Annotated in this window: 25 protein-coding genes and 5 pseudogenes; 9 read left to right on the forward strand and 21 right to left on the reverse strand. The window is 60.9% G+C overall.

Annotated elements, in window-relative coordinates:
* Nucleotides 1-105: 105 nt before the first annotated feature.
* Nucleotides 106-474 (reverse strand): annotated as a pseudogene (locus K663_RS19995) (iron-containing alcohol dehydrogenase); the annotation flags it as partial.
* A gap of 63 nt (nt 475-537) precedes the next feature.
* On the opposite strand from K663_RS19995, the gene K663_RS20000 reads away from it, so the two are divergent.
* Complete coding sequence (locus tag K663_RS20000) at nt 538-1302, forward strand: IS6-like element IS6100 family transposase (RefSeq protein ID WP_001389365.1); 765 nt, start codon at nt 538-540, stop codon at nt 1300-1302.
* 97 nt (nt 1303-1399) lie between these two features.
* Here the strand turns inward: K663_RS20000 and K663_RS20005 are convergent, their stop codons facing one another.
* From K663_RS20005 to K663_RS20025, 5 genes are read right to left on the reverse strand one after another with little or no spacing between them, the layout of a single operon-like run.
* On the reverse strand, nt 1400-1762 hold the full coding sequence (locus K663_RS20005) for a hypothetical protein (RefSeq protein WP_007682395.1): 363 nt from the start codon (nt 1760-1762) through the stop codon (nt 1400-1402).
* Nucleotides 1762-2448, reverse strand: coding sequence for an EthD domain-containing protein (locus K663_RS20010; protein ID WP_007682394.1), 687 nt, complete (start codon nt 2446-2448; stop codon nt 1762-1764). Before K663_RS20010 ends, K663_RS20005 begins: the two co-directional genes overlap by 1 nt.
* A gap of 21 nt (nt 2449-2469) precedes the next feature.
* Nucleotides 2470-3222, reverse strand: a complete 753-nt coding sequence (gene linC / locus K663_RS20015; protein ID WP_015460611.1) for a 2,5-dichloro-2,5-cyclohexadiene-1,4-diol dehydrogenase LinC — start codon at nt 3220-3222, stop codon at nt 2470-2472.
* Between the two features lie 39 nt (nt 3223-3261).
* Nucleotides 3262-4632 (reverse strand): TonB-dependent receptor, encoded by a 1371-nt coding sequence (locus K663_RS20020; RefSeq protein WP_007682392.1) that lies wholly within the window; start codon nt 4630-4632, stop codon nt 3262-3264.
* A gap of 41 nt (nt 4633-4673) precedes the next feature.
* The gene (locus K663_RS20025; RefSeq protein ID WP_001389365.1) at nt 4674-5438 is read right to left on the reverse strand and encodes an IS6-like element IS6100 family transposase; all 765 of its coding nucleotides are present in this window, start codon (nt 5436-5438) and stop codon (nt 4674-4676) included.
* 61 nt (nt 5439-5499) lie between these two features.
* Between K663_RS20025 and K663_RS20030 the strand changes: the two genes are divergently transcribed.
* The 3 genes from K663_RS20030 to K663_RS20040 are packed head-to-tail and all read left to right on the forward strand — an operon-like array spanning nt 5500 to nt 7987.
* Nucleotides 5500-6465: an aromatic ring-hydroxylating oxygenase subunit alpha gene (locus K663_RS20030; RefSeq protein WP_237229901.1), complete on the forward strand. Its 966-nt coding sequence runs from the start codon at nt 5500-5502 to the stop codon at nt 6463-6465.
* Nucleotides 6466-6511: 46 nt separating this feature from the next.
* Nucleotides 6512-7273 (forward strand): SDR family NAD(P)-dependent oxidoreductase, encoded by a 762-nt coding sequence (locus tag K663_RS20035; RefSeq protein ID WP_007682039.1) that lies wholly within the window; start codon nt 6512-6514, stop codon nt 7271-7273.
* A gap of 27 nt (nt 7274-7300) precedes the next feature.
* Entirely contained in the window at nt 7301-7987 is a 687-nt protein-coding gene (locus tag K663_RS20040) for an EthD domain-containing protein (protein ID WP_011627728.1), read from the forward strand.
* Here K663_RS20040 and K663_RS24480 read toward each other — a convergent pair.
* Nucleotides 7932-8225 carry a hypothetical protein gene (locus tag K663_RS24480; RefSeq protein WP_145907151.1) on the reverse strand — a complete coding sequence of 98 codons (294 nt, stop codon included), beginning with the start codon at nt 8223-8225 and terminating at the stop codon, nt 7932-7934. The genes K663_RS20040 and K663_RS24480 overlap by 56 nt on opposite strands.
* Nucleotides 8226-8380: 155 nt before the next feature.
* Between K663_RS24480 and K663_RS20045 the strand changes: the two are divergent.
* Nucleotides 8381-9082: pseudogene (locus tag K663_RS20045) on the forward strand (IS5 family transposase); the annotation flags it as partial.
* Nucleotides 9083-9543: 461 nt separating this feature from the next.
* Here K663_RS20045 and K663_RS20050 read toward each other — a convergent pair.
* Genes K663_RS20050 through K663_RS20060 form a run of 3 tightly spaced genes read right to left on the reverse strand, consistent with a single transcriptional unit; the run spans nt 9544 to nt 10757 of the window.
* Nucleotides 9544-9876 (reverse strand): BrnA antitoxin family protein, encoded by a 333-nt coding sequence (locus tag K663_RS20050; protein WP_007682049.1) that lies wholly within the window; start codon nt 9874-9876, stop codon nt 9544-9546.
* Nucleotides 9857-10165, reverse strand: coding sequence for a BrnT family toxin (locus K663_RS20055; RefSeq protein ID WP_007682056.1), 309 nt, complete (start codon nt 10163-10165; stop codon nt 9857-9859). The genes K663_RS20050 and K663_RS20055 overlap by 20 nt, the downstream gene beginning before the upstream one ends.
* Nucleotides 10166-10196: 31 nt before the next feature.
* Nucleotides 10197-10757, reverse strand: coding sequence for a recombinase family protein (locus K663_RS20060; protein ID WP_029987071.1), 561 nt, complete (start codon nt 10755-10757; stop codon nt 10197-10199).
* Nucleotides 10758-10801: 44 nt separating this feature from the next.
* Between K663_RS20060 and K663_RS20065 the strand changes: the two genes are divergently transcribed.
* Nucleotides 10802-11566: an IS6-like element IS6100 family transposase gene (locus K663_RS20065; protein WP_001389365.1), complete on the forward strand. Its 765-nt coding sequence runs from the start codon at nt 10802-10804 to the stop codon at nt 11564-11566.
* A gap of 159 nt (nt 11567-11725) precedes the next feature.
* On the opposite strand, the gene linB is transcribed toward K663_RS20065, so the two are convergent.
* The gene (linB, locus tag K663_RS20070) at nt 11726-12616 is read right to left on the reverse strand and encodes a haloalkane dehalogenase (RefSeq protein WP_062121713.1); all 891 of its coding nucleotides are present in this window, start codon (nt 12614-12616) and stop codon (nt 11726-11728) included.
* An 85-nt stretch (nt 12617-12701) separates the two neighbouring features.
* Complete coding sequence (locus K663_RS20075) at nt 12702-12998, reverse strand: hypothetical protein (RefSeq protein WP_235589608.1); 297 nt, start codon at nt 12996-12998, stop codon at nt 12702-12704.
* Between K663_RS20075 and K663_RS20080 the strand changes: the two genes are divergently transcribed.
* Complete coding sequence (locus K663_RS20080) at nt 12985-13749, forward strand: IS6-like element IS6100 family transposase (RefSeq protein ID WP_001389365.1); 765 nt, start codon at nt 12985-12987, stop codon at nt 13747-13749. The genes K663_RS20075 and K663_RS20080 overlap by 14 nt on opposite strands.
* 137 nt (nt 13750-13886) lie before the next feature.
* On the opposite strand, the pseudogene K663_RS23535 reads toward K663_RS20080, so the two are convergent.
* From K663_RS23535 to K663_RS23545, 4 genes and pseudogenes are all read right to left on the reverse strand, one after another.
* Nucleotides 13887-14207: pseudogene (locus K663_RS23535) on the reverse strand (phytanoyl-CoA dioxygenase family protein); the annotation flags it as partial.
* On the reverse strand, nt 14207-14839 hold the full coding sequence (locus tag K663_RS20090) for an acyl-homoserine-lactone synthase (protein ID WP_083536050.1): 633 nt from the start codon (nt 14837-14839) through the stop codon (nt 14207-14209). The gene K663_RS20090 and the pseudogene K663_RS23535, both read right to left, overlap by 1 nt.
* A gap of 309 nt (nt 14840-15148) precedes the next feature.
* Nucleotides 15149-16291: pseudogene (locus K663_RS20095) on the reverse strand (helix-hairpin-helix domain-containing protein); the annotation flags it as partial.
* Entirely contained in the window at nt 16182-17489 is a 1308-nt protein-coding gene (locus tag K663_RS23545) for a tyrosine-type recombinase/integrase (protein ID WP_145902387.1), read from the reverse strand. The gene K663_RS23545 and the pseudogene K663_RS20095, both read right to left, overlap by 110 nt.
* Nucleotides 17490-17643: 154 nt before the next feature.
* Between K663_RS23545 and K663_RS20105 the strand changes: the two are divergent.
* Nucleotides 17644-18027 (forward strand): annotated as a pseudogene (locus tag K663_RS20105) (IS5 family transposase); the annotation flags it as partial.
* A gap of 177 nt (nt 18028-18204) precedes the next feature.
* Here K663_RS20105 and mmsB read toward each other — a convergent pair.
* From mmsB to K663_RS20130, 5 genes are all read right to left on the reverse strand, one after another.
* Complete coding sequence (gene mmsB / locus K663_RS20110; RefSeq protein ID WP_062121716.1) at nt 18205-19089, reverse strand: 3-hydroxyisobutyrate dehydrogenase; 885 nt, start codon at nt 19087-19089, stop codon at nt 18205-18207.
* Nucleotides 19090-19129: 40 nt separating this feature from the next.
* Nucleotides 19130-19909, reverse strand: a complete 780-nt coding sequence (locus tag K663_RS20115; protein WP_062121717.1) for an enoyl-CoA hydratase-related protein — start codon at nt 19907-19909, stop codon at nt 19130-19132.
* Nucleotides 19910-19913: 4 nt separating this feature from the next.
* On the reverse strand, nt 19914-20972 hold the full coding sequence (locus K663_RS20120) for an enoyl-CoA hydratase/isomerase family protein (RefSeq protein WP_062121718.1): 1059 nt from the start codon (nt 20970-20972) through the stop codon (nt 19914-19916).
* Nucleotides 20973-21006: 34 nt separating this feature from the next.
* Nucleotides 21007-22149, reverse strand: a complete 1143-nt coding sequence (locus K663_RS20125; protein WP_062121719.1) for an acyl-CoA dehydrogenase family protein — start codon at nt 22147-22149, stop codon at nt 21007-21009.
* 117 nt (nt 22150-22266) lie between these two features.
* Nucleotides 22267-23763 (reverse strand): CoA-acylating methylmalonate-semialdehyde dehydrogenase, encoded by a 1497-nt coding sequence (locus K663_RS20130; protein WP_062121812.1) that lies wholly within the window; start codon nt 23761-23763, stop codon nt 22267-22269.
* A 103-nt stretch (nt 23764-23866) separates the two neighbouring features.
* On the opposite strand from K663_RS20130, the gene K663_RS20135 reads away from it, so the two are divergent.
* The gene (locus tag K663_RS20135; protein WP_062121813.1) at nt 23867-24754 is read left to right on the forward strand and encodes a LysR family transcriptional regulator; all 888 of its coding nucleotides are present in this window, start codon (nt 23867-23869) and stop codon (nt 24752-24754) included.
* Nucleotides 24755-25134: the final 380 nt, after the last annotated feature.

Genomic DNA, 25134 nt, shown 5'->3' on the forward strand with positions numbered 1-25134 from the left:
TCCCGTCCTTGGCCATGGCCGAACGGGAGCGCCGGATGATCGAGAACCGGCCGCATCCGGAAATGATCGGATGCGGCCGGCACTGTTCCAGGATCAGGCCTTTGCTTATGCGGTGATCGGCGGAAGCCCCTCCACCGCGCGGCTCAGAAGCTGCACGATGCCCTCCTCCGTGATCGGACGGGGGTTGGGATAGGGGTTGGCGACCGCCAGCGCGGCGGCCTTCGCGATGCCGTCCTTGGGCATGCCGAGCTTCGCCAGCGACATTTCCGCGCCCAGGCCCACCGCCAGTTCGTACAGCTTGGTCGCGGGGTCGCCGCCGCCTAGTGCGCGGCTAGCCCGTTCCATCGCCTCCGGCACCGACGGCGCATTATAGGCGATCGCATGGGGCAGCACGGCGGTGTGGGTCTGCGCATGCGGCATGTCGAAGGTGCCGCCCAGCGTGTGGCAGAGCTTGTGGTGCAGCGCGACGCTCGCCGGGCTCTGTTGCAAAAATCGTGAAGCTTGAGCATGCTTGGCGGAGATTGGACGGACGGAACGATGACGGATTTCAAGTGGCGCCATTTCCAGGGTGATGTGATCCTGTGGGCGGTGCGCTGGTATTGTCGCTATCCGATCAGCTATCGCGACCTTGAGGAAATGCTGGCGGAACGCGGCATTTCGGTCGACCATACGACGATCTATCGCTGGGTCCAGTGCTACGCCCCGGAGATGGAGAAGCGGCTGCGCTGGTTCTGGCGGCGTGGCTTTGATCCGAGCTGGCGCCTGGATGAAACCTACGTCAAGGTGCGGGGCAAGTGGACCTACCTGTACCGGGCAGTCGACAAGCGGGGCGACACGATCGATTTCTACCTGTCGCCGACCCGCAGCGCCAAGGCAGCGAAGCGGTTCCTGGGCAAGGCCCTGCGAGGCCTGAAGCACTGGGAAAAGCCTGCCACGCTCAATACCGACAAAGCGCCGAGCTATGGTGCAGCGATCACCGAATTGAAGCGCGAAGGAAAGCTGGACCGGGAGACGGCCCACCGGCAGGTGAAGTATCTCAATAACGTGATCGAGGCCGATCACGGAAAGCTCAAGATACTGATCAAGCCGGTGCGCGGTTTCAAATCGATCCCCACGGCCTATGCCACGATCAAGGGATTCGAAGTCATGCGAGCCCTGCGCAAAGGACAGGCTCGCCCCTGGTGCCTGCAGCCCGGCATCAGGGGCGAGGTGCGCCTTGTGGAGAGAGCTTTTGGCATTGGGCCCTCGGCGCTGACGGAGGCCATGGGCATGCTCAACCACCATTTCGCAGCAGCCGCCTGATCGGCGCAGAGCGACAGCCTACCTCTGACTGCCGCCAATCTTTGCAACAGAGCCGATGCTGGCAAGCTCGGTCATCTCGTTCATGCGACGAACTCCTTTACAGCGTTGGCTCTGCCGTCCGCAGGATGCGGACCTGGTGCGGATAGGGCGAATTGTGCGCGCGCGGCTGCTTGTGCAATTCTACGGACATCGCCGCGTGAGCCAGCGCCAGCTGTAGCCTGAACAGGCGCAGCGTCGGCGCCGGCATCGCGTCGAGCGGAAAGGTCTCGACATGGTCGAGGATGGCTTCCGAACGGGAGAGCAGCACATCGTAGAAGCGGGTTATCTCCGCCATAGTCGCGCGCGCCCGGATATCCCATCGTTCCTGCGCCGTCTCGCCGATCCAGTGCGGCACGAATTCGAGAAGATCCTCGAAGCCGGGGGGCAGCACGGGCTCCTCGTCGAGCGCGGGGGCCGGCATCAGATCACCCGCTCGGCCGATGCCAGCATCGTGTAATGCTGGCCGGCCTGTGCCAGGAGCGCATCGAACGCCGCGCGATCACCCGCCACGCCGCGTTCGAAATCGGATAGCGTCGGCCACCACAGTTCGCGCGCGCCGATGAACGGCGAGGTGCCCTTGTGCACCGCGTCTATCGCGAACGAGCGGACATGCCGAAACGCGCCGATGCGATCGCCCAGCGCCTTGTCCTGATCGCCTGCCCAGGCCGGATTGCCATCCGCCTTGACCAGTTGCAGGATCTTGACGCTTACCGACCATTCGGTGGGCGACCACTGCACGGCCGCATCATCGGGATCGTCCACCGCCGGTCGCGAGCGGATAATGTCCTCCTCGAAGAAGGTGAACTTCAGTCCGTCCATGTCGACGAACAGCGGTTCGTCGGGGATGTTGTATTTGCGATGCGCGGGATCTTTGCCCATGTTGAGCGCATCGTCGAGACTGTCATACCACAGCTCGGTAATGCCGTCGTAGGCCAGCTGTGTATCAGGCAGCAGCGGAGAGACGATCCGGTGCGATTGCACATAGCCGCGCAGGCACGCGATCTTCTTGCTGAGTGTGCCGTGCGGATGGCGCCAGTGATCGTGGAACTGCTGTTCCGAAATGTCCTTCCGGCGCGGGATCGTCGCGAGTATCTTGATGCTGTGCATGGAGGCTGCTCCGTAAAATGATCAGATCGCGGTAAAGCCGCCGTCTGCTGCAAGGCAGGAGCCGGTGACGAACGAAGCCGCGTCGGACAGCAACCATACGGCGGCCTGGGCCTGCTCGTGCGGTTCGCTGAAACGGCCGATCGGGTGGATCGAGTTCAGATAGGGCTCAAGGCCCGCATCATTGTCCATCGCGCGCTGCAGCATAGGCGTGCGCACCGCGCCGGGCACAAGCGCGTTCACGCGAATGCCGTGCTTGCCATAGTCTGCCGCCGCCACGCGGGTCAGCCCGACCACCGCATGCTTCGCGCCGACATATTCGCCGTGCATCGGCACGCCGACCACGCCAGCGACGGATGCGGTGTTGACGATCGATCCCTTCGTCCCGCGCTCGATCATCGCAAGGATCTGGTACTTCATGCACAGGAACGTGCCGGTTACATTGATATCCATGCTCTGCCGAAACCGTTCGAGCGACACTTCGGCAAGCGGCAGTCCGGCCTGCGGGATCGCCGCATTGTTGAACGCGCCGTCAAGCCCGCCGAACGCCGCCAGAGTCTGCGCGACAAGTGCCTTCACGTCCTCTTCCTGTGCGATGTCGCACCGGAAATAGGCGGCCTTCCCGCCAGACGCAGCGACGACCGCCTCACCGGCCTCGTCGTTGATGTCCGCCACCGCGACGTTGGCACCACTGGCCACCAGCAATTCCACGGTGGCGCGCCCGATGCCGCTGCCACCACCCGTCACGATTATCGTCTTGCCGCTCAAATCAGACATCTATCCCTCCAACAGTTTCTTATCGGCGTTCCGGTTTCATTACTGGAACTTGAAGCGCACGGTCAAGCCATATTCGGCGGGTCGACCAGCGTAGCGAACAACGGTATCGTAAGTCTGGATCGTGTTTGTCCAGTAATACTTGTTGAAGATATTGCGACCCCAGCCGAAGACCGCCCAGCGGCCATCAGGCGCTTCCACGCCAAGCCGCGCGGAAACGAGCGTGCGGCCATTCACCTCGTAGAGATCCTTGTCCGCGTTGGTGATGGCCAGAACGCCCAGCGATTTGCTTTGTGAGGAGATCGTCGTGCCCATGGTTAGGTTCACGCCACCCAGCGGCAGGCTGTAGTCCGCGCTCAGGCTCGATTGCCATTTGGGCGAAAACGGCAGCCGTGCGCCGCTGAAATCGCCCCGGATCGGATCGAACAGGCCCACTTCGTTGGCAACGGAGCCGACGATCCCCTGATAGTGGCGAACCTTGGCGTCGATATAGGTCGCGGCCGCACTGACCGTGAGCCCCTCGACCACTCTGGCGCTCAGTTCCAGTTCGGCACCCTTGACGCGCGACTTGGGGACATTGACCAGGCCATCCAGCGCATTGAAGAACGGATCGACGATCTTGGCGCGCAGCTGCTTGTTCTTGTAGTCATAATAGAAAACGCCGCCATTCAGCGTCACTTTGCGATCGAACAGTGTGGTCTTGAAGCCTGCTTCGTAATCGACCAGCGATTCCTGCGTGACGGCGGCATATTGCGCGAACGTTCCGGCGGAGACGCCCGGGAAACTTCCCGCCTTGTACCCTTTCGAAACATTGGCGTAGAGCAGGAGCGTCGGCGTCGCCTTGTAGTTCACGCCGAGCATCCATGACGTGCTGTTTTCATTCAGCTTGTCCCGAAACGTGCCCGGCAAGCCCGTCTGGCTGTTCAGCGAAACCGAATCTCCCAATGGCACCAGCGGTATCGGGCCGCCGAAATCGAAGATCTGGCGATAGGTGTTGATGACGGTGGTGAACAAAGACGAGATTGAGCCATCGCCAAGGTCGAATGTCTTGTTGACCGAGGAACGCTTCGCCTCGGTATAGCGTATGCCGCCCTTCAGCGTCAGTTGATCGCTGATGTCATATTCGACATTGCCGAAAACCGCATAGTTCTTCAGGCGCTGCCGGTTGTTGTAGCCGGCCTGATCATAATCCTGCCCGATAACCTGTGTATTGACATAGCTGGATGTCGAATCGGCGTAGTTGACTTCATCGTCCTCGCGCACACGGCTGTGTTCGTAATTGGCACCGACCACCCATCGGAAAGACGAGCGTGCGTCGTTGGCCAGACGCAGTTCCTGATTGAACGACTTGATCGAACCATCGTTGCGATTGACGTCCAAGATCTGGAGATAGGTGCCGTGGCTCTGTTGCAAAGATTGGCGGCAGTCAGAGGTAGGCTGTCGCTCTGCGCCGATCAGGCGGCTGCTGCGAAATGGTGGTTGAGCATGCCCATGGCCTCCGTCAGCGCCGAGGGCCCAATGCCAAAAGCTCTCTCCACAAGGCGCACCTCGCCCCTGATGCCGGGCTGCAGGCACCAGGGGCGAGCCTGTCCTTTGCGCAGGGCTCGCATGACTTCGAATCCCTTGATCGTGGCATAGGCCGTGGGGATCGATTTGAAACCGCGCACCGGCTTGATCAGTATCTTGAGCTTTCCGTGATCGGCCTCGATCACGTTATTGAGATACTTCACCTGCCGGTGGGCCGTCTCCCGGTCCAGCTTTCCTTCGCGCTTCAATTCGGTGATCGCTGCACCATAGCTCGGCGCTTTGTCGGTATTGAGCGTGGCAGGCTTTTCCCAGTGCTTCAGGCCTCGCAGGGCCTTGCCCAGGAACCGCTTCGCTGCCTTGGCGCTGCGGGTCGGCGACAGGTAGAAATCGATCGTGTCGCCCCGCTTGTCGACTGCCCGGTACAGGTAGGTCCACTTGCCCCGCACCTTGACGTAGGTTTCATCCAGGCGCCAGCTCGGATCAAAGCCACGCCGCCAGAACCAGCGCAGCCGCTTCTCCATCTCCGGGGCGTAGCACTGGACCCAGCGATAGATCGTCGTATGGTCGACCGAAATGCCGCGTTCCGCCAGCATTTCCTCAAGGTCGCGATAGCTGATCGGATAGCGACAATACCAGCGCACCGCCCACAGGATCACATCACCCTGGAAATGGCGCCACTTGAAATCCGTCATCGTTCCGTCCGTCCAATCTCCGCCAAGCATGCTCAAGCTTCACGATTTTTGCAACAGAGCCGTGTTGACCGAGCGCGGCCGCGCCTCGCGCTTCTCCTGCAATTACCACAACTGGGTCTACCGCAACGACGGCAGCCTGATGGGCGTGCCAGACGAGGCGAACTTCTTCGATCTCGACAAGAAGAAATGCGGCCTCGTGCCGATCGCCACCGATGTGTGGGAAGGCTGGATATTCCTCAACCACCAGAAGCAGCCCGAAGTCAGCCTGCAGGAATTCCTTGGAGACTTCGGAACGCGGTTTGCCGGGGTTTCTTGGGAAAATACGGATACGTCACTCTATTTCGAGGCGCATCTCGATGCGAACTGGAAAGTGCTGGCCGATGCCTTTTCGGAAACCTACCATATCCCTTCGATCCACCCGGCGACGATCGGCAAGACTTTCGCCAGCGCGGTCAATCCGCATTCCCGCCCGCTCGATGCACGCTTCTGGGGACCACACCGCCAGTTTTCCACTTTCGGCAATCCGGACTACGCTCCGCCCGAAGATGCGATGGTCGAAAAGATGGCCTATGCGAACCGCGATACCGGCAACGTGCTGGGTGCCGCGGAAACGGCGGGGATGACCGAGTATCTCGATCATCCCGCGATCAATCCCAAGCAATCGAAACACTGGGCGCTGGACATCGCCGTCGCTTTTCCCACGCTGCACATAAACCTTTCGCCCGGCGGTTTCTGGTCGCACAGGTTCTGGCCGATCAGCGTCAATCGCACGCGGTGGGAAGCCGAGTTTCATGTACCCAAGCCACTGACCGGGCGGGAAAAGCTGCAACAGGAACTCTATATCACGCGCATCGCGGAAATCCTGCTGGAGGACGTGACGAACACCGAACGCACCCAGCGCGGCATCGAGGCCGGCGCATACGATACGATGCAGTTGCAGGATGGCGAAGTACAGATCCGCCACAACCTTCACCACGTCGATCGCTGGGTGAACGCCAGGACCGTGCGCGAAGCGCTGGGCATCTGACAGGCAGCGCCCTTCACTTGCCCGTCAGTCAAAAATGGGGTCCTCAATGTCCGGATTGGAGCAACGCAGCTATATCGTGACGGGCGCAGGCGGCAGTATCGGCCGCGCTGCCGCCCTTATTCTTGCCCGTCGGGGCGCGAATGTGGTTGTCGCCGATATCGTCGAAGCCGCAGCCGAGGAAACGGTCAGACTGATACGCGCGGAAGGTGGCAACGCCGTCTACAGCCATTGCGACGTCAGTATCGAGGACAACGCGTGGTCGACCGTGGAACTCGCCATCACCGAATTCGGTCGCCTTGATGGCGCATTCAACAATGCGGGGCTGCCGCCGGTCAACGTGCCGCTTCATCAACTGACGAGCGCCGATTTCCAACGATCCCTGGATATCAACGTGCTCGGCGTTTTTCATTGCATGAAACATCAGATCGCAGCGATGCTGAAAGCGGGGAGCGGCGGTTCGATCGTGAACACGGCGTCGGTTGGCGGCACCGTCGCGATCCCCGCACATGGCGAGTACATCGCAGCCAAACATGCCGTTATCGGGCTGACGCGGATCGCTGCCGTCGATTACGGGCAACAGGGAATCCGCGTGAACGCAGTTCTACCGGGCGCTATCCGCACTCCGATGCTGATGTCGGTGATCGAGAACGAGCCTTCGCACGCGGAATTCCTGAAAACCGCCCACCCGATCGGTCGATATGGCGAACCGGCGGAGATCGGCGAAACGGCAGCCTGGTTGCTGTCGGATGCCTCTTCGTTCGTCACCGGCGCCGCCATTGCTGCCGATGGCGGCTACACCGCAATCTGAACTGCCAGAACCGTTGGGAACCGGACTATGAGCGCAATACGAATGATGGCGGTCTTCGCACGGAGAGTGGGAATGACGCCTCAGGCGTTTCACGATCACTGGCGCTATCCCCACGGCTCGCTGGGACAAGGCATCCGGATTATCAAGCGCTATGTCCAGAGCCATCAGGTCGACGTCGATTTCCTCGATGCCGATCAGAACCGCTACGAAGGCATCGCCGAAGTCTGGTTCGACAGCGAAGCGGACGCTGCCGCCTTCGTGACCGATCCTGATTATGTGGCCTATGCGCTGAAAGATGAGCCGAATTTCGTCGACATGGACAACTTCTTTGCCGTTTTCGCACGCGAAGAGGTTCTCAAAAGCCGCGCCGAAGCGCTGCGCGGTGACGAGGCGGCCTATAACTGGTCGATCGACCGACGACCGAACTTCGCCAAGCTTACCCAGGTGGTGTTCGAGGAAGGCGGCACGGCCTGGGCCGGAGACGACGATTTCGCACTTGGCGAGCGTCTTGGCGCATTTCGCCATACCCGGTGCCATCCGATCGAAAAGCTCGTCCTCCCCGGCCCCTCGGTGATCGGTGTGCGCGAACTTTATTGGCCGACGCGGACATTGGCAGAACAGGGCATAGCTGCAGCAGGTGACGCTTTCCATGCGCTGTTTAGCCGAGCGCCAAAGGCACAAACGATCTTCTCGATAAGTGAGCGCTACGTCTGACGGTGCAGGTTAACCGCCCCTGCGCCTCAAGACGCTTCTCAACCAGACGCCGCTCCTGCGCAGCCCATGGTAGAGCCAGAATGCGATCCATACCGAGCTTCAGCGGCCCTTCCAGGCGCTTCTGCAAATAGCGGCCGATCTCGAACGGGTTAGTCTTCGCCTGCCCTTCCACCACGGTCTTGCCGTCGGGATCGAGAACACAGATGCTCGTGCTGCGCTGGCTGACATCCAGACCCACGCTGTATGTTGCTTCGTGCCGGATAGGCGAGCCGTCCGATCAGGCGCAGGATGTTGCGCTCTGCCGGCGATTGTGGCGCATTGCGCAGCCAGGATAGCCATGTCGCGGCCTGCCCCGGTCGTCGGGCTAGCAAATCGTCCAGACCCTGAGCCAGCCAGCGCGGACGACGGCGATGCTGGCCGATGCGCGAAATCGTCGAAGCCATTTTCTATCTGCTACGGGCAGGATGTCCCTGGCGGCTTTTGCCCGACAGTTTTCCGCCATGGCGCACGGTATACCAGTGGTTCTGCACCTTGCGCGACGATGGGGTATTCGAAAGCCTCAATCATCATCTCGTTCGGATCGATCGCATCCGGACAGGGCGAGAACCAGCACCATCCGCGGCAGTCATCGACAGCCAGAGCGTGAAGACCACCGAAGCAGGCGGACCTCGTGGTTACGACGCAGGCAAGAAGACCATGGGACGCAAACGCCATGCAATGGTCGATACCGATGGTCGCGCCCTTATCATACTGGTCCATCCTGCCGATGTGCAGGACCGCGATGGCGCGGTGCCCTTGCTCCAGCAGTCTCACCAGCGGCATCCCTTCGTCGCGCGCGCCTATGCCGACAGCGCCTACAACAGCGATCGCGTCCGGGACGCCACCTCCATTACGATCGAAATCGTCCGCAAATTCGCCGATCAGACCGGCTTCGTCGTCCATCCCAGACGATGGATCGTCGAACGCACCTTCGCATGGATCAACCGCAATCGCCGTCTGGCCAAAGACTTCGAGCGGACCATCAAATCCGCAACCGCGCTCCTCTATGCCGCCGCTGCCATCGTCCTCATCCGACGCATCGCTCGTTACCCATGAGATTCAAGACAGACTCTTAACAAAATTTCGTTACTTGACGGATTTCTTGGACTTAGGGTTGCAGTGCGCCGCATGTAGATGGCTGTTCGTGGAGAAAGACAACGTGATACGTATGTTGGGTGAATTTTGGCCAGATATATTCGTGATCTTACTGGTCTGTTCGCTCGTATCATTTGCAAACCAAAAATTCGGAATATTTGTCGCTACTCCGATAACATTGGGATCGACTGCATTAACGCTATTGCTCGGAGCCGCTGGGGCGACATGATTCTACTCTTATCTTCCTTTTGGCCTTGGCTTGTTCCAGCAATTGCGTGGATCGGATTTTTCACCGGTCGCTATTTTAGAAGAAAGAGCATAGCGAAAAACACATGATTGCCGCAACTCTGGCGGCTTCGCGCGCCTACGCCGGGCCGGGTTACTCCCGGCCGTGAAAGCGGCATCCATCTGCGGCCTGCACGTCAAGCGTGTCGGCGCTCCTTCGCAGCCGCCAACATCTCGCGCCGAAGGATTGCGTTCATGCGAGCCTGATAGCCCTTGCCCTGGGATTTGAGCCAAGCAAGCACATCGGCGTCGAGCCGCGCCGTTACCTGCTGCTTGATCGGCTTATAGAACCGTCCACGCTCGGCGGTCTTCCAGAAATCCTCTGTCAGCGTCGGGGCATCACTATAGTCGATACCGCTATCCGGCATCGCCTGCAGGGCATCCAGCTCGGCCTTCTGTGCCTCGGTCAAGGGGGGCAGATTGCCCGGATCGAGCTGGAAGCGGACGGTATCAGCGTCTTTCTTCTTCATAACGTCGTCTTTCCTTTCGATCGGCTTTTCGGGCCGAAATGATATGGATGATCTCCACATATTCGCCGTCGTCGTCATCCTCAGCGACGGTGTGGGCCACCAGCAGGAGTAAATGTCCTTCGACCAGGCCCAAGGTCTGCCATCGTTGCTCGCCGCCTTCGATCCGATCATGCACGCTAAGCGCAAAGGGGTCTGCGAAGGCGCTGGCGGCCGTCTCGAAACTGATGCCATGCTTTCTCAGATTGCTCTCGGCTTTGGCTGGGTGCCAGGAAAAGCGCATGGATAACATGACGGGAATATAATTATATTTTTGTCGTTATTCAAGGCGTATCCTTGACCGGCGCTGACCACCCGATCCGCTCCAACGTGTCCGTCAATGTTGATCGCGGCACGCTGAACGTGCGAGAAACCGACGCTTTGCTGGCCCCATTGGACAGAGCGGCAACTATCAACTGCATCTTTTCCGCGGCGATCGTCGGCGGTCGTCCACCTTGTCGGCCCCGCCGCTTTGCGGCGGCCAGGCCCGCCATGATCCGCTCCCGCGTCAACGCTCGCTCGTATTGGGCGAGCGCGCCGAACAGCGAGAACAGCAACTCGCCATGCGGCGTGGTGGTATCCATCTGTTCGGTCAGCGACCGGAAGGCGATGCCGCGTTCCTTGAGGTCGGTGACGATCGCCAGCAGGTGCGGCAGCGAGCGGCCGAGCCGATCGAGCTTCCAGACAACCAGCGTGTCGCCGGCGTTCATGTAGTCGAGGCAGGCTTTCAGGCCGGCGCGATCGTCGCGCGCACCGGAAGCCTTGTCGGAGTAGAGGTGCCGTTGATCGACACCAGCGGCCGTGAGCGCATCGCGTTGCAGATCGACCGGCTCTGTTGCAAAAATCGTGAAGCTTGAGCATGCTTGGCGGAGATTGGACGGACGGAACGATGACGGATTTCAAGTGGCGCCATTTCCAGGGTGATGTGATCCTGTGGGCGGTGCGCTGGTATTGTCGCTATCCGATCAGCTATCGCGACCTTGAGGAAATGCTGGCGGAACGCGGCATTTCGGTCGACCATACGACGATCTATCGCTGGGTCCAGTGCTACGCCCCGGAGATGGAGAAGCGGCTGCGCTGGTTCTGGCGGCGTGGCTTTGATCCGAGCTGGCGCCTGGATGAAACCTACGTCAAGGTGCGGGGCAAGTGGACCTACCTGTACCGGGCAGTCGACAAGCGGGGCGACACGATCGATTTCTACCTGTCGCCGACCCGCAGCGCCAAGGCAGCGAAGCGGTTCCTGGGCAAGGCCCTGCGAGGCCTGAAGCACTGGGAAAAGCCTGCCACGCTCAATACCGACAAAGCGCCGAGCTATGGTGCAGCGATCACCGAATTGAAGCGCGAAGGAAAGCTGGACCGGGAGACGGCCCACCGGCAGGTGAAGTATCTCAATAACGTGATCGAGGCCGATCACGGAAAGCTCAAGATACTGATCAAGCCGGTGCGCGGTTTCAAATCGATCCCCACGGCCTATGCCACGATCAAGGGATTCGAAGTCATGCGAGCCCTGCGCAAAGGACAGGCTCGCCCCTGGTGCCTGCAGCCCGGCATCAGGGGCGAGGTGCGCCTTGTGGAGAGAGCTTTTGGCATTGGGCCCTCGGCGCTGACGGAGGCCATGGGCATGCTCAACCACCATTTCGCAGCAGCCGCCTGATCGGCGCAGAGCGACAGCCTACCTCTGACTGCCGCCAATCTTTGCAACAGAGCCAAAAATGTCGTCGCTCATGTCGGTCTCTCCTATTGTCCTGCGCGGGTGATCGGCGTCGCCGCGTCTGTGGTTTGTTCGGATCTTAGAAAATGAGCCGGTTCCGGATTATGCTGGGCGCAATCGCCGGACAAACGCCGCAATCGCCGCGCCAATCTCGTCCGGACTGTCCTCCTGGATGAAATGGGCGCCTGCGACCGTGATTTCGGTCTGGTTTGGCCATGTGCGGCAGAAGTCGCGCATTCGGCCCGTGGTCAGGTGTCCCGGCTCGGCGTTGATGAAGAGTTTCGGAATCGGGCTTTCGCTGAGCCAGCCGGCATAGTCCCGGGCGATCGCGACCACGTCGGCCGGGGTGCCTGCGATCGGGATTTGGCGAGGCCAAGACAGGGTCGGTCGACGGGCTTCGCCGGCGGCGAGGAAGGGCTCGCGATAGGCGGCCATCTCCGCTTCGCTTAAGGGGCGCAGGATCAATCCGGGGAGAACTTGTTCGACAAAAACATTGTCCTGCAACACCAATTCTTCGCCCGCCTGCGAGCGAAAGGCCTGAAACAGATCGCGAGCCTGTTCGGGAAAATCCGCCCATTCGAGCGGCATGGCGAGCGCTTCCATATAGGCAATCCCCTGTACACGCTCGCGGTGGCGGCGGGCCCAGTCGAAGCCGAGGGCGGACCCCCAGTCATGCACGACCAGAACAACCCTGTCCCCGAGATCGAGCGCCTCCCACAGCGCGTCGAGATAGTCACGATGCTCGGCATAGGCATAACGCTCGGGCCCCGACGGATCGAGCTTGTCCGAATCGCCCATGCCGATCAGGTCACAGGCGATCAGCCGTCCCAGCCCGGCGCAATGCGGCATGATATTGCGCCACAGATAGGACGACGTCGGATTGCCGTGCTGGAAGAGGATCGGATCGCCGGTCCCTTCATCGATATAGGCCATGCGCCGGCCCTTGATCTCAATGAATTTCTTCTCGCCAAATGGCTTTGCGCCGAGGCTCATCGATATTCTCCTTGAGCGATTTTCTGGTCTGCCCGGTCGGCGATGCATATCGCATGATGAATATCATGTCAATCGAGGAATCGTTCTAGCCATTGCCGTCGAGCGGAGAGTTGCTGCCGGAGCATCGATGGATGACGGCGTAGGCCACGCAGGCGCCTCTCAGGCGGTAGCTTTCCTTAGCCCCGGGCGCATCCGAAAGATCGAGGAAGGTTTTGTGAGTCGGATACCAGACCGCGAGAATCTCATCGATATGTTGAGTGCCCACGGCCTGGCCAAACACGGGCGTGCACCACAGGATCCGCGCGCCGGCTCTGTTGCAAAAATCGTGAAGCTTGAGCATGCTTGGCGGAGATTGGACGGACGGAACGATGACGGATTTCAAGTGGCGCCATTTCCAGGGTGATGTGATCCTGTGGGCGGTGCGCTGGTATTGTCGCTATCCGATCAGCTATCGCGACCTTGAGGAAATGCTGGCGGAACGCGGCATTTCGGTCGACCATACGACGATCTATCGCTGGGTCCAGTGCTACGCCCCGGAGATGGAGAAGCGGCTGCGCTGGTTCTGGCGGCGTGGCTTTGATCCGAGCTGGCGCCTGGATGAAACCTACGTCAAGGTGCGGGGCAAGTGGACCTACCTGTACCGGGCAGTCGACAAGCGGGGCGACACGATCGATTTCTACCTGTCGCCGACCCGCAGCGCCAAGGCAGCGAAGCGGTTCCTGGGCAAGGCCCTGCGAGGCCTGAAGCACTGGGAAAAGCCTGCCACGCTCAATACCGACAAAGCGCCGAGCTATGGTGCAGCGATCACCGAATTGAAGCGCGAAGGAAAGCTGGACCGGGAGACGGCCCACCGGCAGGTGAAGTATCTCAATAACGTGATCGAGGCCGATCACGGAAAGCTCAAGATACTGATCAAGCCGGTGCGCGGTTTCAAATCGATCCCCACGGCCTATGCCACGATCAAGGGATTCGAAGTCATGCGAGCCCTGCGCAAAGGACAGGCTCGCCCCTGGTGCCTGCAGCCCGGCATCAGGGGCGAGGTGCGCCTTGTGGAGAGAGCTTTTGGCATTGGGCCCTCGGCGCTGACGGAGGCCATGGGCATGCTCAACCACCATTTCGCAGCAGCCGCCTGATCGGCGCAGAGCGACAGCCTACCTCTGACTGCCGCCAATCTTTGCAACAGAGCCACCAGATATTCATGCCTCCCTTTCTCGCCTTGCCACATGTCGTGATCGCGATGCGGAACCTGCGTCAGCGCGCCTGGATGAATTTCGATCGCCTGTGCAACGTTCATTTGGATGCGGTCACATGCCTCGCCCAAAACGGCATTTGCCATGTCGAGAAGGACAGGGTGGGTGACGAGGTCGGCGGCATGGGGTGAGCGCCTCAGCAGCGAACCAAATCTCTTGGTCCGCTCTCCGTAGAATCCTCCTTTGCAGAAGGGCGCTGCTGAAAAGACCGGCGACAGATCCGCTTCCAGCGCTGCTATTTTCTCGAGCGGCAGAAGGTCAGGGATGATGCAATAGCCCTGCTCCAGCAGTTTCTGTGTCCAAGCGGCGGCATCGACCGTCACAGACGGTGATTGGGCCATCACGCGCGCTCCTCCGCAACAGCTGCTGGCTGCTCCGGGAGGCGCGACGGTTCGTACACGCCCGCACGCTTCAGTCCGGCAATGGTGTCGTCATCGATCTCGATATGGATCGCGACCAAGGCCTGGCCTGCTACGGAGGCCACTGGTCCCAGGGGCTTGCAGCGCCACCCGAAAGTCATGATCTGCTCGGACCAGGCTGGCTCAGCCACACCGGTAAAGCCAGTGAGGTCATGCGCGAGCCCATATTCCGCCAGGGCGGTCACGAGCTGATTGCGTGCAAGGCGCCGCGCCGCCCCTCGGTGGTGCCGGCTCAGGCAGAAGCGCGTGATCTCTCGGACCGCCGGCCCCGAGGGCGGCGGCGCCGCGCAAAGCATGGGGAAGCAAGCGGAGAGAAGATGATCCGTGTCGGTTGGGAGTAGCCGCGCCGAGGCGCGGTGCGCACCGTCCCGGTCGGTGAGTATCACATATTCGGCGCCGGGCCCGTCAAACTGGTCAAGCTCATATTCCCCGGCCAGGACGGGCAGGTCCCAGCCCAGCAAATCGATGAACACTTCCTTGCGGGCCCTGAACATCGCGCGCATCGCCGCGCCCTCTGCGCCGTAAATCATGCTTTTGTTCGAATGTTCGAACATGTCCACCTCCCTTGTTGGAGAGCGAAGCGGACCAGATCAGCCGAAAAGCGGCCATACCTGGATATTGGTATAGCGCTCACTTCCAGATGCTCTGGCGCGGGTGCCTGCCGATTCGGCCTCGACCTTGAGACGCTCGTCTGGCACCTCGGGTGTCGCAATTTTTTGAGGAACGCTAAGAATGACCGGAACGGAACTGATCGAGGCTGTCGCGGCGGCGCAGGGCGCGACGAAGGCTGACGTCAAGAAGATCATTGACGCCGCATTGGCCGCCATTGCCGATCCGAGTGTGCGGCCGCTGGGGAATGCAGGATCGCGGGGATCAGGACCGCCGCCATGGCTGGCGCCATCGCCGCGGCCCGGTGCGACCGTGAAATCCATGCGCCCAACCGACCGCAGCATCTCGTCATGATCGGTGATCCGGTCGCAGATGATGTGGATGACCTCGCCTTCCTTCTGCAGCCGTCCCCGCATCGCGATCATCGAGGCGGACATGACCTGACGCCGGTAGATTTCGAACTTGTTTGGCCAGAGAATGCCCTGCGCGACGCCTGTCTCGTCCTCGATGGTGACGAACAGCACGCCCTTGGCTGAACCGGGGCGCTGCCGCACCAGGATCACGCCTGCGACCTCGACATTGCGCCCGTCGCGGATGGATTGAAGATCGGCGCAGCGCACGATGTTCATGGCGTCGAGCTGCGATCGCAGGAAGCTTAGCGGATGCGCGCGCAACGACAGCTGGAGCGAGCGATAATCCTCCACCACCTCGCGCCCCTCGCTCATTGGGCGCAGATCGACCGATGCTTCCTGACCTTCGGCTGAGAATGTCCCCTCCCGCTCATCGGCCGCGGCAAAGAGCGGCAGCGGCGCTTCGCCAAGACCCTTCACCTTCCAGAGGCCCTGCCGCCGGTCCTGCGCGATACAGGCAAAGGCGTCCGCCTCGGCCAGCCGCTCGATCGCGGCCCGCGGCACCCGTGCACGGCGCCAGACCTCCTCAACGCTCTCAAACGGCGCTGGTCCCCGCGCTGCGACGATCGCCGCACCATGCAGATTGGCGAGCCCGCGCACCTGCCGGAACCCGAGCCGCACCGCTCCGTAGCGGCCGCGCGCGGGTTCCAGCGTGCAGTCCCAGTGGCTGTGGTTGATCGAGACCGGCCGCACCTCAACGCCATGTTGACGGGCATCGCGCACGATCTGTGCTGGAGCGTAGAAGCCCATGGGTTGTGCGTTCAGGAGCGCGGCGCAGAAGACATCGGGATGATGATGCTTCATCCAGGAAGAGGCATAGGCAATCTTGGCGAAGCTTGCCGCGTGGCTTTCGGGGAACCCATAGCTGCCGAACCCCTCAATCTGCTTGAAGGTGCGTTCGGCAAAGTCCTTGGGGTAGCCGCGCGACACCATGCCGTTCACCAGCTTGTCGTAGAAGTGGCTGACCCCGCCCGTCAGCTTGAACGTCTGCTGCGATTATTTGCGCCACGTGATCGTTCCAGGCCTCAAGCGCGGCTCGCTTTTCATCGCGCCAATCATGTCGCTGATAGATCCCCGCCACGCCGGACCGAGCCAAGCCTACGTGATTCAGCACAGCCTCGGTAACTTCGAAGCGGACACCCAGACGTTGAAAGTTCGTTGCCAAGGTGCGTCTGAGATCATGCAAACGCCAGGGGGGCAAGGCGAACCCGCGTTCTGCTGCTATTGCGCTGTCCACCTTCAGTTTGCCTTTGTGATAGCTGGTGAACGAGCCGCCCCTGGAGGTCAAAAAGAGCCTTCCATGGCCGGGCCACTGTGCTCCCCCGGCGACGTCATCAAGGATGCGGATGGCAAGGTCGTTCAAGGGGATCGTATTCGCCTTGCCATTCTTCGCCCGTGTGCCGGGAAGGGTCCAAAGCTTTTCGGCGCGATCGAGCTCCTCCCATGCAATCCTCGACACCTCTTCTCGGCGCTGGCCGGTTACAATGAGGAGCCGAACTATCGGACCGAAACAGGGATCTGCCGCAGGAGCGTGCTTCCAGATTCTTTTAAGCTCATCGTCGGCGAGCCAGCGCTCCCGTGGCGTGACAGGAGGCGGTGTCTCCATGCCTTCCATCGGACTGCGCTCGAGATCGCCCCGGCTGACGGCCCAGCGAAACATGCGTCTGATCACTGCGAAGACATTTCGCCGATTGCCGATCTGGCTGACCGGCATAGCGTCGAAAACAGCGGCTATGTCGGGCCGGGTGATCTGCGGCAGCGGCTTGTTCTTGAGTGTCGGCTTGACATGCAGGTCAAGCGAACGCTTGACCATTTTTGTCCAGCCTCGCCCCTTCACTGAATTGCCAAAGAGATCCGCGTATTTGGAGAAGGCGAGGTCGACGGCCTCTCGCCGCCGCAATTTGTCTGCTTCGACTGGGTCTCGTCCTTGCGCGACAAGGATCAGGAGGCGCTCTGCTTCGGTGCGAGCGGTCGTCGCTGTCCAGGGGGATCCGTGCCTACCAATAGTATATCGCCGCGCAGCAGCCTCACGACCGCCCATCCTGTATTGGACGACGTAGGAGATGGCTCCTGATTTGGTGAATTTGGCCCCGAACCCTTTGGTGTCGAGGTCCCATACAAAGCCGACGTACCCTTTGGACACCAACGAATCGATGGTGCGCTTTGTGATCTTTCCGTTCGCCAATTTGGGGCCTCCCGCCAAGCGTGCCGAGTAATCACCGGGTGATCACCGTAGCGGAAAACACTGCTAAAAGACTACCAGGCTGGCGTAGGCATGTCGAAAAAAACCTTTCATTTTCAACGCTATAATACGATCTACCTACGTCTCCAGCGCATATACCAAGCTTCACGCCGTCACCGATGCCAACGGCCGCCCTTTGAGCTTCTTCATCACGGCAGGACAAATCAGCGATTACACCGGCGCGGCAGCCCTGCTCGATGATCTACCCAAGGCGCAGTGGATGCTGGCTGACCGGGGCTATGACGCCGAATGGTTCAGGGATGCGCTCGAACAAAAGGGCATCACGCCTTGCATTCCGGGCCGGAAATCCCGTTCTTTTCCCGTCAAATACGACAAGCGCCGATACAAACGCCGAAACCGCATCGAGATCATGTTTGGTCGCCTGAAAGACTGGCGCCGTGTGGCAACCCGCTACGACCGCTGCCCAACCGTCTTCTTCTCCGCCCTCGCTCTCGCAGCCACCGTGCTCTTCTGGCTGTGATCAACGAGTCCTGAGCCTAAGGACGCCCAAGGGTGTCATTTCTATCTAGCAGAGGGGTGTCATTTCTATCCGGCGCTTACAGGCTTTATGTCCGATAATAAGAATTATGTTAATAGCAATACCACAACGGTCAATGGCCATTCTGTGTCCATGCTGTGCGTTCAGGTGGCGCGAGGCTCAGTCGCCATTCAGCAGCCTGATCATCAGGGAAAAGTCGCGATTGGCCTCGCCTTGGTTTGCGAGGATTTGGTAGAGTGCTTCGGCAGCATTCCCCATCGGCACGCTGGCACCGACCTGAGCGGCCGCTTCGGAGGCAAGCTTGAGGTCCTTGAGCATCAGCCCCACGGCAAACCCGCCCTGATAATCATTGTCCGAGGGACTTTGCGGTCCAACGCCGGGCACCGGGCAGTAACTGGTCATGGACCAGCTCTGGCCGGAAGAGACGCTGGATATGTCATAGAATGTCTGCGGGTCGAGCCCAAGCTTCTGCGCCATGGCGAAGCTTTCGCAAGTGGCGACCATGGTCGCGCCAAGCAGCATGTTGTTGCAGATCTTGGCTGCCTGGCCGTTGCCTGCCGCGCCGGCGTGGATCACCGCCTTGCCCATGGCCGATAGAATGGGCTTGGCTCGGCCGAAAGCCGCGTCGGTGCCGCCCACCATGAAAGTAAGCGTGCCGCTGGCCGCCGCGGCGATGCCGCCGGAGACCGGCGCGTCCACCATCTCGAACCCGTTGGCGGTCGCCGCCTCGATCACGCGCCGCGCCGTGGCAACGTCGATGGTCGAACAGTCGAGAAACAGCGCGCCGGCTTTCGCGGCACTGAAGACGGAGCCGGTATAGACAGCCTCCACATGTTTGCCCGCTGGCAGCATCGACACGACCGCGTCCGCGCCTTCAACCGCATCGCCTGCGCTTGCGCAGGCGACCGCCCCCGCCTCGACGGCCTTGTCCAGCGCGTCCTTCGAAAGGTCGAAGGCGCGAACGGCATAGCCATTCTTCAACAGATTGGCGGCCATGCCGCCGCCCATATTGCCCAGCCCGATGAATGCGACGGTCATGCTCATTGTCTATTCCTCATCCTGATCTGTTGGGAAGGGCGGTCGCTTAGCGGCCCTTCCACTCGGCCTGGCGCTTCTCGACAAAGGCCGCCATGCCCTCTTTCTTATCTTCGGTCGCTGTTAGGATCTGGAACAGGCGCCGCTCGGTCACGATGCCCTGCGCCAGCCCAGTCTCAAAGGCGAGGTTGACCATTTCCTTGTTCACCATTGCAGCCATCGGCGGCATCGCCCCGATGGCTGCAGCGGTCTTGAGCGCGTCCTCCAGCAGATCGGCCGCGGGAACGACGCGTGCGACCAGGCTGGAACGCTCCGCCTCCTCGGCGCTCATCATCCGGCCGGTCAGGCACATTTCCATTGCCTTGGCCTTGCCGATCGCGCGCGTCAGCCGCTGCGACCCGCCCATGCCCGGCGCCACGCCGAGCTTGATCTCGGGCTGGCCGAACTTCGCATTTTCCGAAGCAATGATGAAGTCGGCCATCATCGCCAGCTCGCATCCACCGCCCAGGGCAAAGCCGTTGACGGCTGCAATCCAGGGTTTGCGCGTGGCGACCACATGGGACTGCCAGCCAGCGAAAAAATCCTCCAGGAAGAAGTCGGCGGCGGGCTTGTCCGCCATTTCCTTGATGTCGGCGCCCGCCGCAAAGGCCTTTTCGCCGCTGCCTGTCAACACGGCGCAGCGCTGCGAAGGATCAGCGTCATAGGCGGCAAAGGCGACGGACAGATCCTTCAGAACCTGCGTATTGAGTGCGTTCAGCGCCTGGGGACGGTTGATGGTGATGAGCGTGACAGCATCGCGCTGTTCCACCAGGATCGTTTCATAAGCCATGTCTTCAAACTCCCTTCAACGGCAGCGGCGTCCATTCTCTTTCCGGCGACAAGGGCGCGAACAGGCTGTCGATCAGCGCGTCGCTCACCTCTTCCGGCGTCGCCGGGTTCCACCTGGGCGCATTGTCCTTATCAAAGATCACCGCGCGCACCCCTTCCACAAAGTCGGGCCGCCGGATCACATGGTAAGCGATCCGATATTCATTGCGCATATTATCGGCAAAGTCGGTAAAGGCAGCGCCTTCCTTGAGCTGGCGCAGGGCGACCTTGACGGTCTGGGGCGACTTGGTGGCAAGGGTTGCAAGCTGCGCCCGTGCGAAATCCGACACGTCCGCTTCCAGCACGGCGAGTATCTCTTCATAACGGTCGGACGCAAACAGGCGGTCGATATCGACACGGTCGGCCTGCCATTGCGATGCAGGCGCGGGGTCGGCCATTTCGTCCAATATCTGCCCCGTCGCCGCTGGATCGGCAAAGATGCGAGACTTGACCGCTTCCAACTTCTCAGACGCCATATAGTGGGTGGCGAGCCCCATGGCCGCGGCGTCCGCGCCCTTGATCCGCGAACCCGTGGTAGCCAGCCAGGCGCCCGTGCGGCCCGGCAAGCGCGGCAGGAACCAGCCGCCCCCCACGTCCGGGAACAGACCGATGCCGGTTTCCGGCATGGCAAAGCTGGTGCGCTCGGTCGCGACGCGGTAGCGGGCCGGCAACGAAATGCCGACGCCACCGCCCATGACGATGCCGTCGATGAAGGCGATGACCGGCTTTTCATAGACGAACAGCAGATGGTTCATCCTATACTCGACGAAGAAGAAATGCTCGGCTTCCGCGCAGTCGGCCTTCGCGCTGTTCGCAAGCAGCGCGATGTCGCCGCCAGCGCAAAAGCCCCTGCCCTCCGCATGGTCGATCATCACCGCGACCACGGACTCGTCTTGTCGCCACGCCAGCAGCGCGTCATTGATCGCAATGCACATGCCGGTCGTCAGCGCATGGATCGCCTTGGGCCGGTTGAGCCGAATGCGTCCAACGCCATTGTCGACGGAAAGAAGAACTTCGTCTGTCATCGATACTCCATGGGCTGCGGGTAACGTCGCGGGCTTACTGCCGCAGCATGTCGCGCGCGACGATCATGCGCATGACCTGGTTGGTGCCTTCCAGGATCGAATGGACGCGCAGGTCGCGCCAGAAGCGCTCGATCGGATAGTCCATGAGATAGCCATAGCCGCCGTGGAGTTGCAGCGCACGGTCAACCACCGAAGAGCCGGTGTCGGTAGCGAAGCGCTTAGCCATGGCGGCAAAGCGCGTCTTATCGGGCGCATTCTCCGTCACCTTGACTGCGGCGGCATAGAGCAGCGTCCGCGCGGCCTCCAACTCCGTCTGCATGTCCGCCAGCGTGAACTGCGTGTTCTGGAAGTCGGCGATGCTCTGGCCGAACTGCTTACGATCCTTGGTATATTGCACGGCTTCGTCGATGCAGCGCTGCGCGCCGCCCAACGAGCAGGCGCCGATGTTGAGCCGCCCGCCATCCAGGCCCATCATCGCGATGCGAAAGCCGTCCCCCTCCCCGCCCACGAGATTCTCGACCGGCACCCGCACTCCGTCGAAATTGACCTGAGCCGTCGGCTGCGAATGCCAGCCAAGTTTCCGCTCCTGCGCGCCGAAGCTGACGCCGGGCATGTCCTTCTCAATGACGAGGCAGCTGATTCCTTTCGGGCCATCCTCGCCGGTGCGGACCATGACGACATAGATTTCGTTCTCGCCGCCGCCTGATATGAACTGCTTGGAGCCGGTGACGACATAATGATCGCCTTCGCGCACGGCCTTGGTCTTGAGCGCCGCCGCGTCCGACCCTGAACCGACCTCGGTCAGGCAGTAGCTGCCGAGCCGATCCATCGGCACCATGGAGGGAAGATATTTGTCCCTTACTTCCTGGCTGCCGAAACGGTCGATCATCCAGGCGGCCATATTGTGGATGGAGATGAAGGCGCTGGTGGAGGGGCAGCCATAGGCCATCGCCTCCATGATCAGCGCCGCCTCCAGCCGCCCGAGGCCGATGCCGCCGGACGATTCGGAAACATAGATGGCGCCAAAGCCCAGTTCCGCCCCGGCGCGGATCGTGTCGCGCGGGAAAATATGCTTTTCGTCCCATTCCGCAGCATAGGGGGTGATCGCATCGGCGGTAAAGCGGCGCGCCAGATCCTGGATTTCGCGCTGATCGTCGGTAAGGTCAAACTGAGACATTTGCTGCTCCTTGGGAGTGCGCGCATGTGGGAGACCAATGCCCGCACCCCGGGACTTGCCGGGGCACTCTCATCGGATACGCCGACGTCTGCGAGGTCTGCACCCCTCGCAAATCGGTCACCCCATCGTCGGAATGACGAAGGCGCTGTCTCCGCTCGCACCGCCATCGGGCCAGCGCTGCGTCACGGTCTTGACCTTCGTCCAGAATTTGACGCCTTCCATGCCGTGCTGGTTGGTGTCGCCAAAGGCCGAACGCTTCCAGCCGCCGAAGGTGTGATAGGCGACCGGCACCGGGATCGGGACGTTGATGCCGACCATGCCGACATTCACGCGGGCGGCGAATTCGCGCGCGGCGTGGCCGTTGCGCGTGAAGATCGCAACGCCATTGCCATATTGATGCTGGCTGGGGAGGGCGAGCGCCTCTTCGAAATTCTCTGCACGGACCATCTGCAGGACCGGACCGAAAATCTCTTCCTTGTAGGTGCGCATGGTGGGCTTCACATGGTCGAACAGCGTAGGGCCGACGAAGAAGCCTTCCTCATGCCCCTGCAGCTTAAAGCCGCGCCCGTCGACCACCAGCTCCGCGCCTTCATCGACGCCCATCTGGATATAGCTTTCGATCTTCGCCTTGTGCGCGGCGGTGACGACCGGGCCATAATGGGCATCCGGGTCAGTGGAGACGCCCACGCGCAACCCCTCGATCGCCGGGATCAGCTTTTCGCGCAGGGCAAGGGCGGTCTTTTCACCAACCGGCACGACGACGGGCAGGGCCATGCAGCGTTCGCCGGCCGAGCCAAAGGCAGCGCCCGAAAGGTCATTGACGACCTGATCGAGATCGGCGTCGGGCATGACGATGCCGTGATTTTTGGCGCCACCCATGGCCTGCACGCGCTTTCCGTTGTCGACGCCGCGTTTGTAGACATAATGAGCGATGTCGGATGAACCGACGAAGCTGATCGCGCCAATGTCGGGATGGTCGAGAATGGCGTCCACCATTTCCTTGTCGCCCTGGACCACCTGAAGGATGCCCTCAGGCAGACCCGCTTCGAGGAACAGCTCGGCAAGGCGGACCGGAACGGACGGGTCACGTTCGGAAGGCTTCATGATGAAAGCATTGCCGGTCGCGATCGCGACCCCCGACATCCACAGCGGAATCATGCCAGGGAAGTTGAAGGGCGTGATGCCGGCGCCAATGCCTATCGGCTGACGGAAACTGTAAACGTCGATGCCGGGGCCGGCGCCCTGCGTATATTCCCCCTTCAGCACATGCGGGATGCCGCAGCAGAATTCGATGACTTCCAGCCCACGCTGGATGTCACCCTTGGCATCGGCGACCACCTTGCCATGTTCCGAGCTGAGCAGATGCGCCAACTCCTCCATGTTCTTCTCGACTAGCGTCTTGAAGTTGAACATGATCCGAGCCCGACGCTGCGGATTCGTCATCGCCCAGGCCGGCTGCGCCTTCTTGGCAGCTTCGACCGCGCGATCGAGCAGCGCAGCATCACCGAGCGCCACACGAGCCTGAACGCCGCCATTGTTCGGGTCGAACACATCGCTATAGCGCTGAGCTTTGCCGTCATGGGCAAAGGCCAGCTTGTGGGTAATCTCGCGCATCAGAACATCACTCCAGCCAATTTGCGCGACCATGATCGAAAGCGATATTGCATTCAACGCCTCATTTATGCAGAGCCGCTCTGCAAGTTTGCAGAGGCTAGAAATGTTTGATTGGGATGATCTCCGCCCGTTCCTGGCCGTCGCTCGGATGAAAAGGGTGGCGCCTGCTTCGCGCCTGTTGGGAATTGATGCGACCACCATCGCCCGCAGGCTCAGTCGCCTATCCGCGGCGCTCGACGCGCAATTGTTCGAGCAGGTTGGCGCGGACCGCATCCTGACGCAACGAGGATTGGCCCTGCTTGCGCAGGCCGAGAGCGTAGAGGGTGCAGCGCTCACTGCGCTGGCGGAAGTCAAAGGTGAAAGACACAGCCTCCATGGTCATGTGCGCCTTTCGGTGGCGGAAGGGTTCGGCACTTGGATACTCGCCCCTGCCCTGCCGGCCTTTCATGCGGAGCATCCGGGCATAAGGCTGGATATCATCACGGCGTCGGGCTTTTTGAACCCGTCCAAGCGCGAAGCCGACATGGCGGTGATGCTCGCGCGGCCGCAGCGAGGCGACCTGCACGTGCAGCGGCTCGCTGACTATCACCTCCATCTCTACGCCTCACAGAACTATTTGGCACGGCGCGGGTTACCCCGCACGCGTCCGGCGCTTAGCGAGCATGCGCTGGTCGGCTATGTGCCCGAATTTCTCTTTTCCCCGGAGCTCGACTATCTTGACGAGGTCCATACCGGCCTTGAAGCCTCGTTGCGCTCCAGTAGCATCGGCATTCAGCGGCGGCTTGTCGTCGATGGCGCAGGCATTGGCGTGTTGCCCGACTTCATGATCAGCAAAGAGGATCAGCTTGTGAAGATTTTGGCCGAAGAAGTCAAGATAACACGCAGCTTTTGGCTTGTCACCCATAGCAATCTAAAAAAACTTGCGCGTATTTCGGCGATATCCAACCTGATTCGTGAACGCGCAGCAGAGGTGCTTTCTCAATCCTCATGATTAAGGTAGATGTGGAACAATGGCTTTCACCTATTTGCCTACTTCGCTTGAAATTCAAATTTCCAGTGCTTGCCTGTCGCTGAATTAGGAGAAACGATTTTTAACACCGGGTTACACTGAATAGGCACAACCATTTGTAACAGATCTATATTAATCCTTCCCGAAGGAAGCGAAGCGCCGACATGTTCAGCGCAGGTTGATCCTTCGATCCAATGGCTTTCTCAGAGTGCCTGAACGAGACACAGCTCGTCGGTTCCAAAGTTGAAACGATGGGACCAGCCCACGCATCTGTTCCCGGAACCGGAGGTGCCGGTGAAGATCGATGGGCGCCGGTTGGGCGGTGCCAAGCTCAAACGTCGTCCATGGCTCAGCCAGGCCGA

The organism is Sphingobium sp. MI1205 (assembly GCF_001563285.1).
In the GTDB taxonomy this organism is placed as follows: domain Bacteria; phylum Pseudomonadota; class Alphaproteobacteria; order Sphingomonadales; family Sphingomonadaceae; genus Sphingobium.

Coding starts and splice junctions, on each gene's coding strand:
- K663_RS20115 (WP_062121717.1), bottom strand. CDS start 19,909: ATGGCTTATGAAACGATCCTGGTGGAACAGCGCGATGCTGTCACGCTC.
- K663_RS20050 (WP_007682049.1), bottom strand. CDS start 9,876: ATGAAGAAGAAAGACGCTGATACCGTCCGCTTCCAGCTCGATCCGGGC.
- K663_RS20055 (WP_007682056.1), bottom strand. CDS start 10,165: ATGTTATCCATGCGCTTTTCCTGGCACCCAGCCAAAGCCGAGAGCAAT.
- mmsB (WP_062121716.1), bottom strand. CDS start 19,089: ATGAGCATGACCGTCGCATTCATCGGGCTGGGCAATATGGGCGGCGGC.
- K663_RS20065 (WP_001389365.1), top strand. CDS start 10,802: ATGACGGATTTCAAGTGGCGCCATTTCCAGGGTGATGTGATCCTGTGG.
- linC (WP_015460611.1), bottom strand. CDS start 3,222: ATGTCTGATTTGAGCGGCAAGACGATAATCGTGACGGGTGGTGGCAGC.
- linB (WP_062121713.1), bottom strand. CDS start 12,616: ATGAGCCTCGGCGCAAAGCCATTTGGCGAGAAGAAATTCATTGAGATC.
- K663_RS20000 (WP_001389365.1), top strand. CDS start 538: ATGACGGATTTCAAGTGGCGCCATTTCCAGGGTGATGTGATCCTGTGG.
- K663_RS20090 (WP_083536050.1), bottom strand. CDS start 14,839: ATGTTCGAACATTCGAACAAAAGCATGATTTACGGCGCAGAGGGCGCG.
- K663_RS20130 (WP_062121812.1), bottom strand. CDS start 23,763: ATGCGCGAGATTACCCACAAGCTGGCCTTTGCCCATGACGGCAAAGCT.
- K663_RS20025 (WP_001389365.1), bottom strand. CDS start 5,438: ATGACGGATTTCAAGTGGCGCCATTTCCAGGGTGATGTGATCCTGTGG.
- K663_RS20040 (WP_011627728.1), top strand. CDS start 7,301: ATGAGCGCAATACGAATGATGGCGGTCTTCGCACGGAGAGTGGGAATG.
- K663_RS20035 (WP_007682039.1), top strand. CDS start 6,512: ATGTCCGGATTGGAGCAACGCAGCTATATCGTGACGGGCGCAGGCGGC.
- K663_RS20010 (WP_007682394.1), bottom strand. CDS start 2,448: ATGCACAGCATCAAGATACTCGCGACGATCCCGCGCCGGAAGGACATT.
- K663_RS20135 (WP_062121813.1), top strand. CDS start 23,867: ATGTTTGATTGGGATGATCTCCGCCCGTTCCTGGCCGTCGCTCGGATG.
- K663_RS20120 (WP_062121718.1), bottom strand. CDS start 20,972: ATGACAGACGAAGTTCTTCTTTCCGTCGACAATGGCGTTGGACGCATT.
- K663_RS20080 (WP_001389365.1), top strand. CDS start 12,985: ATGACGGATTTCAAGTGGCGCCATTTCCAGGGTGATGTGATCCTGTGG.
- K663_RS20005 (WP_007682395.1), bottom strand. CDS start 1,762: ATGCCGGCCCCCGCGCTCGACGAGGAGCCCGTGCTGCCCCCCGGCTTC.
- K663_RS20125 (WP_062121719.1), bottom strand. CDS start 22,149: ATGTCTCAGTTTGACCTTACCGACGATCAGCGCGAAATCCAGGATCTG.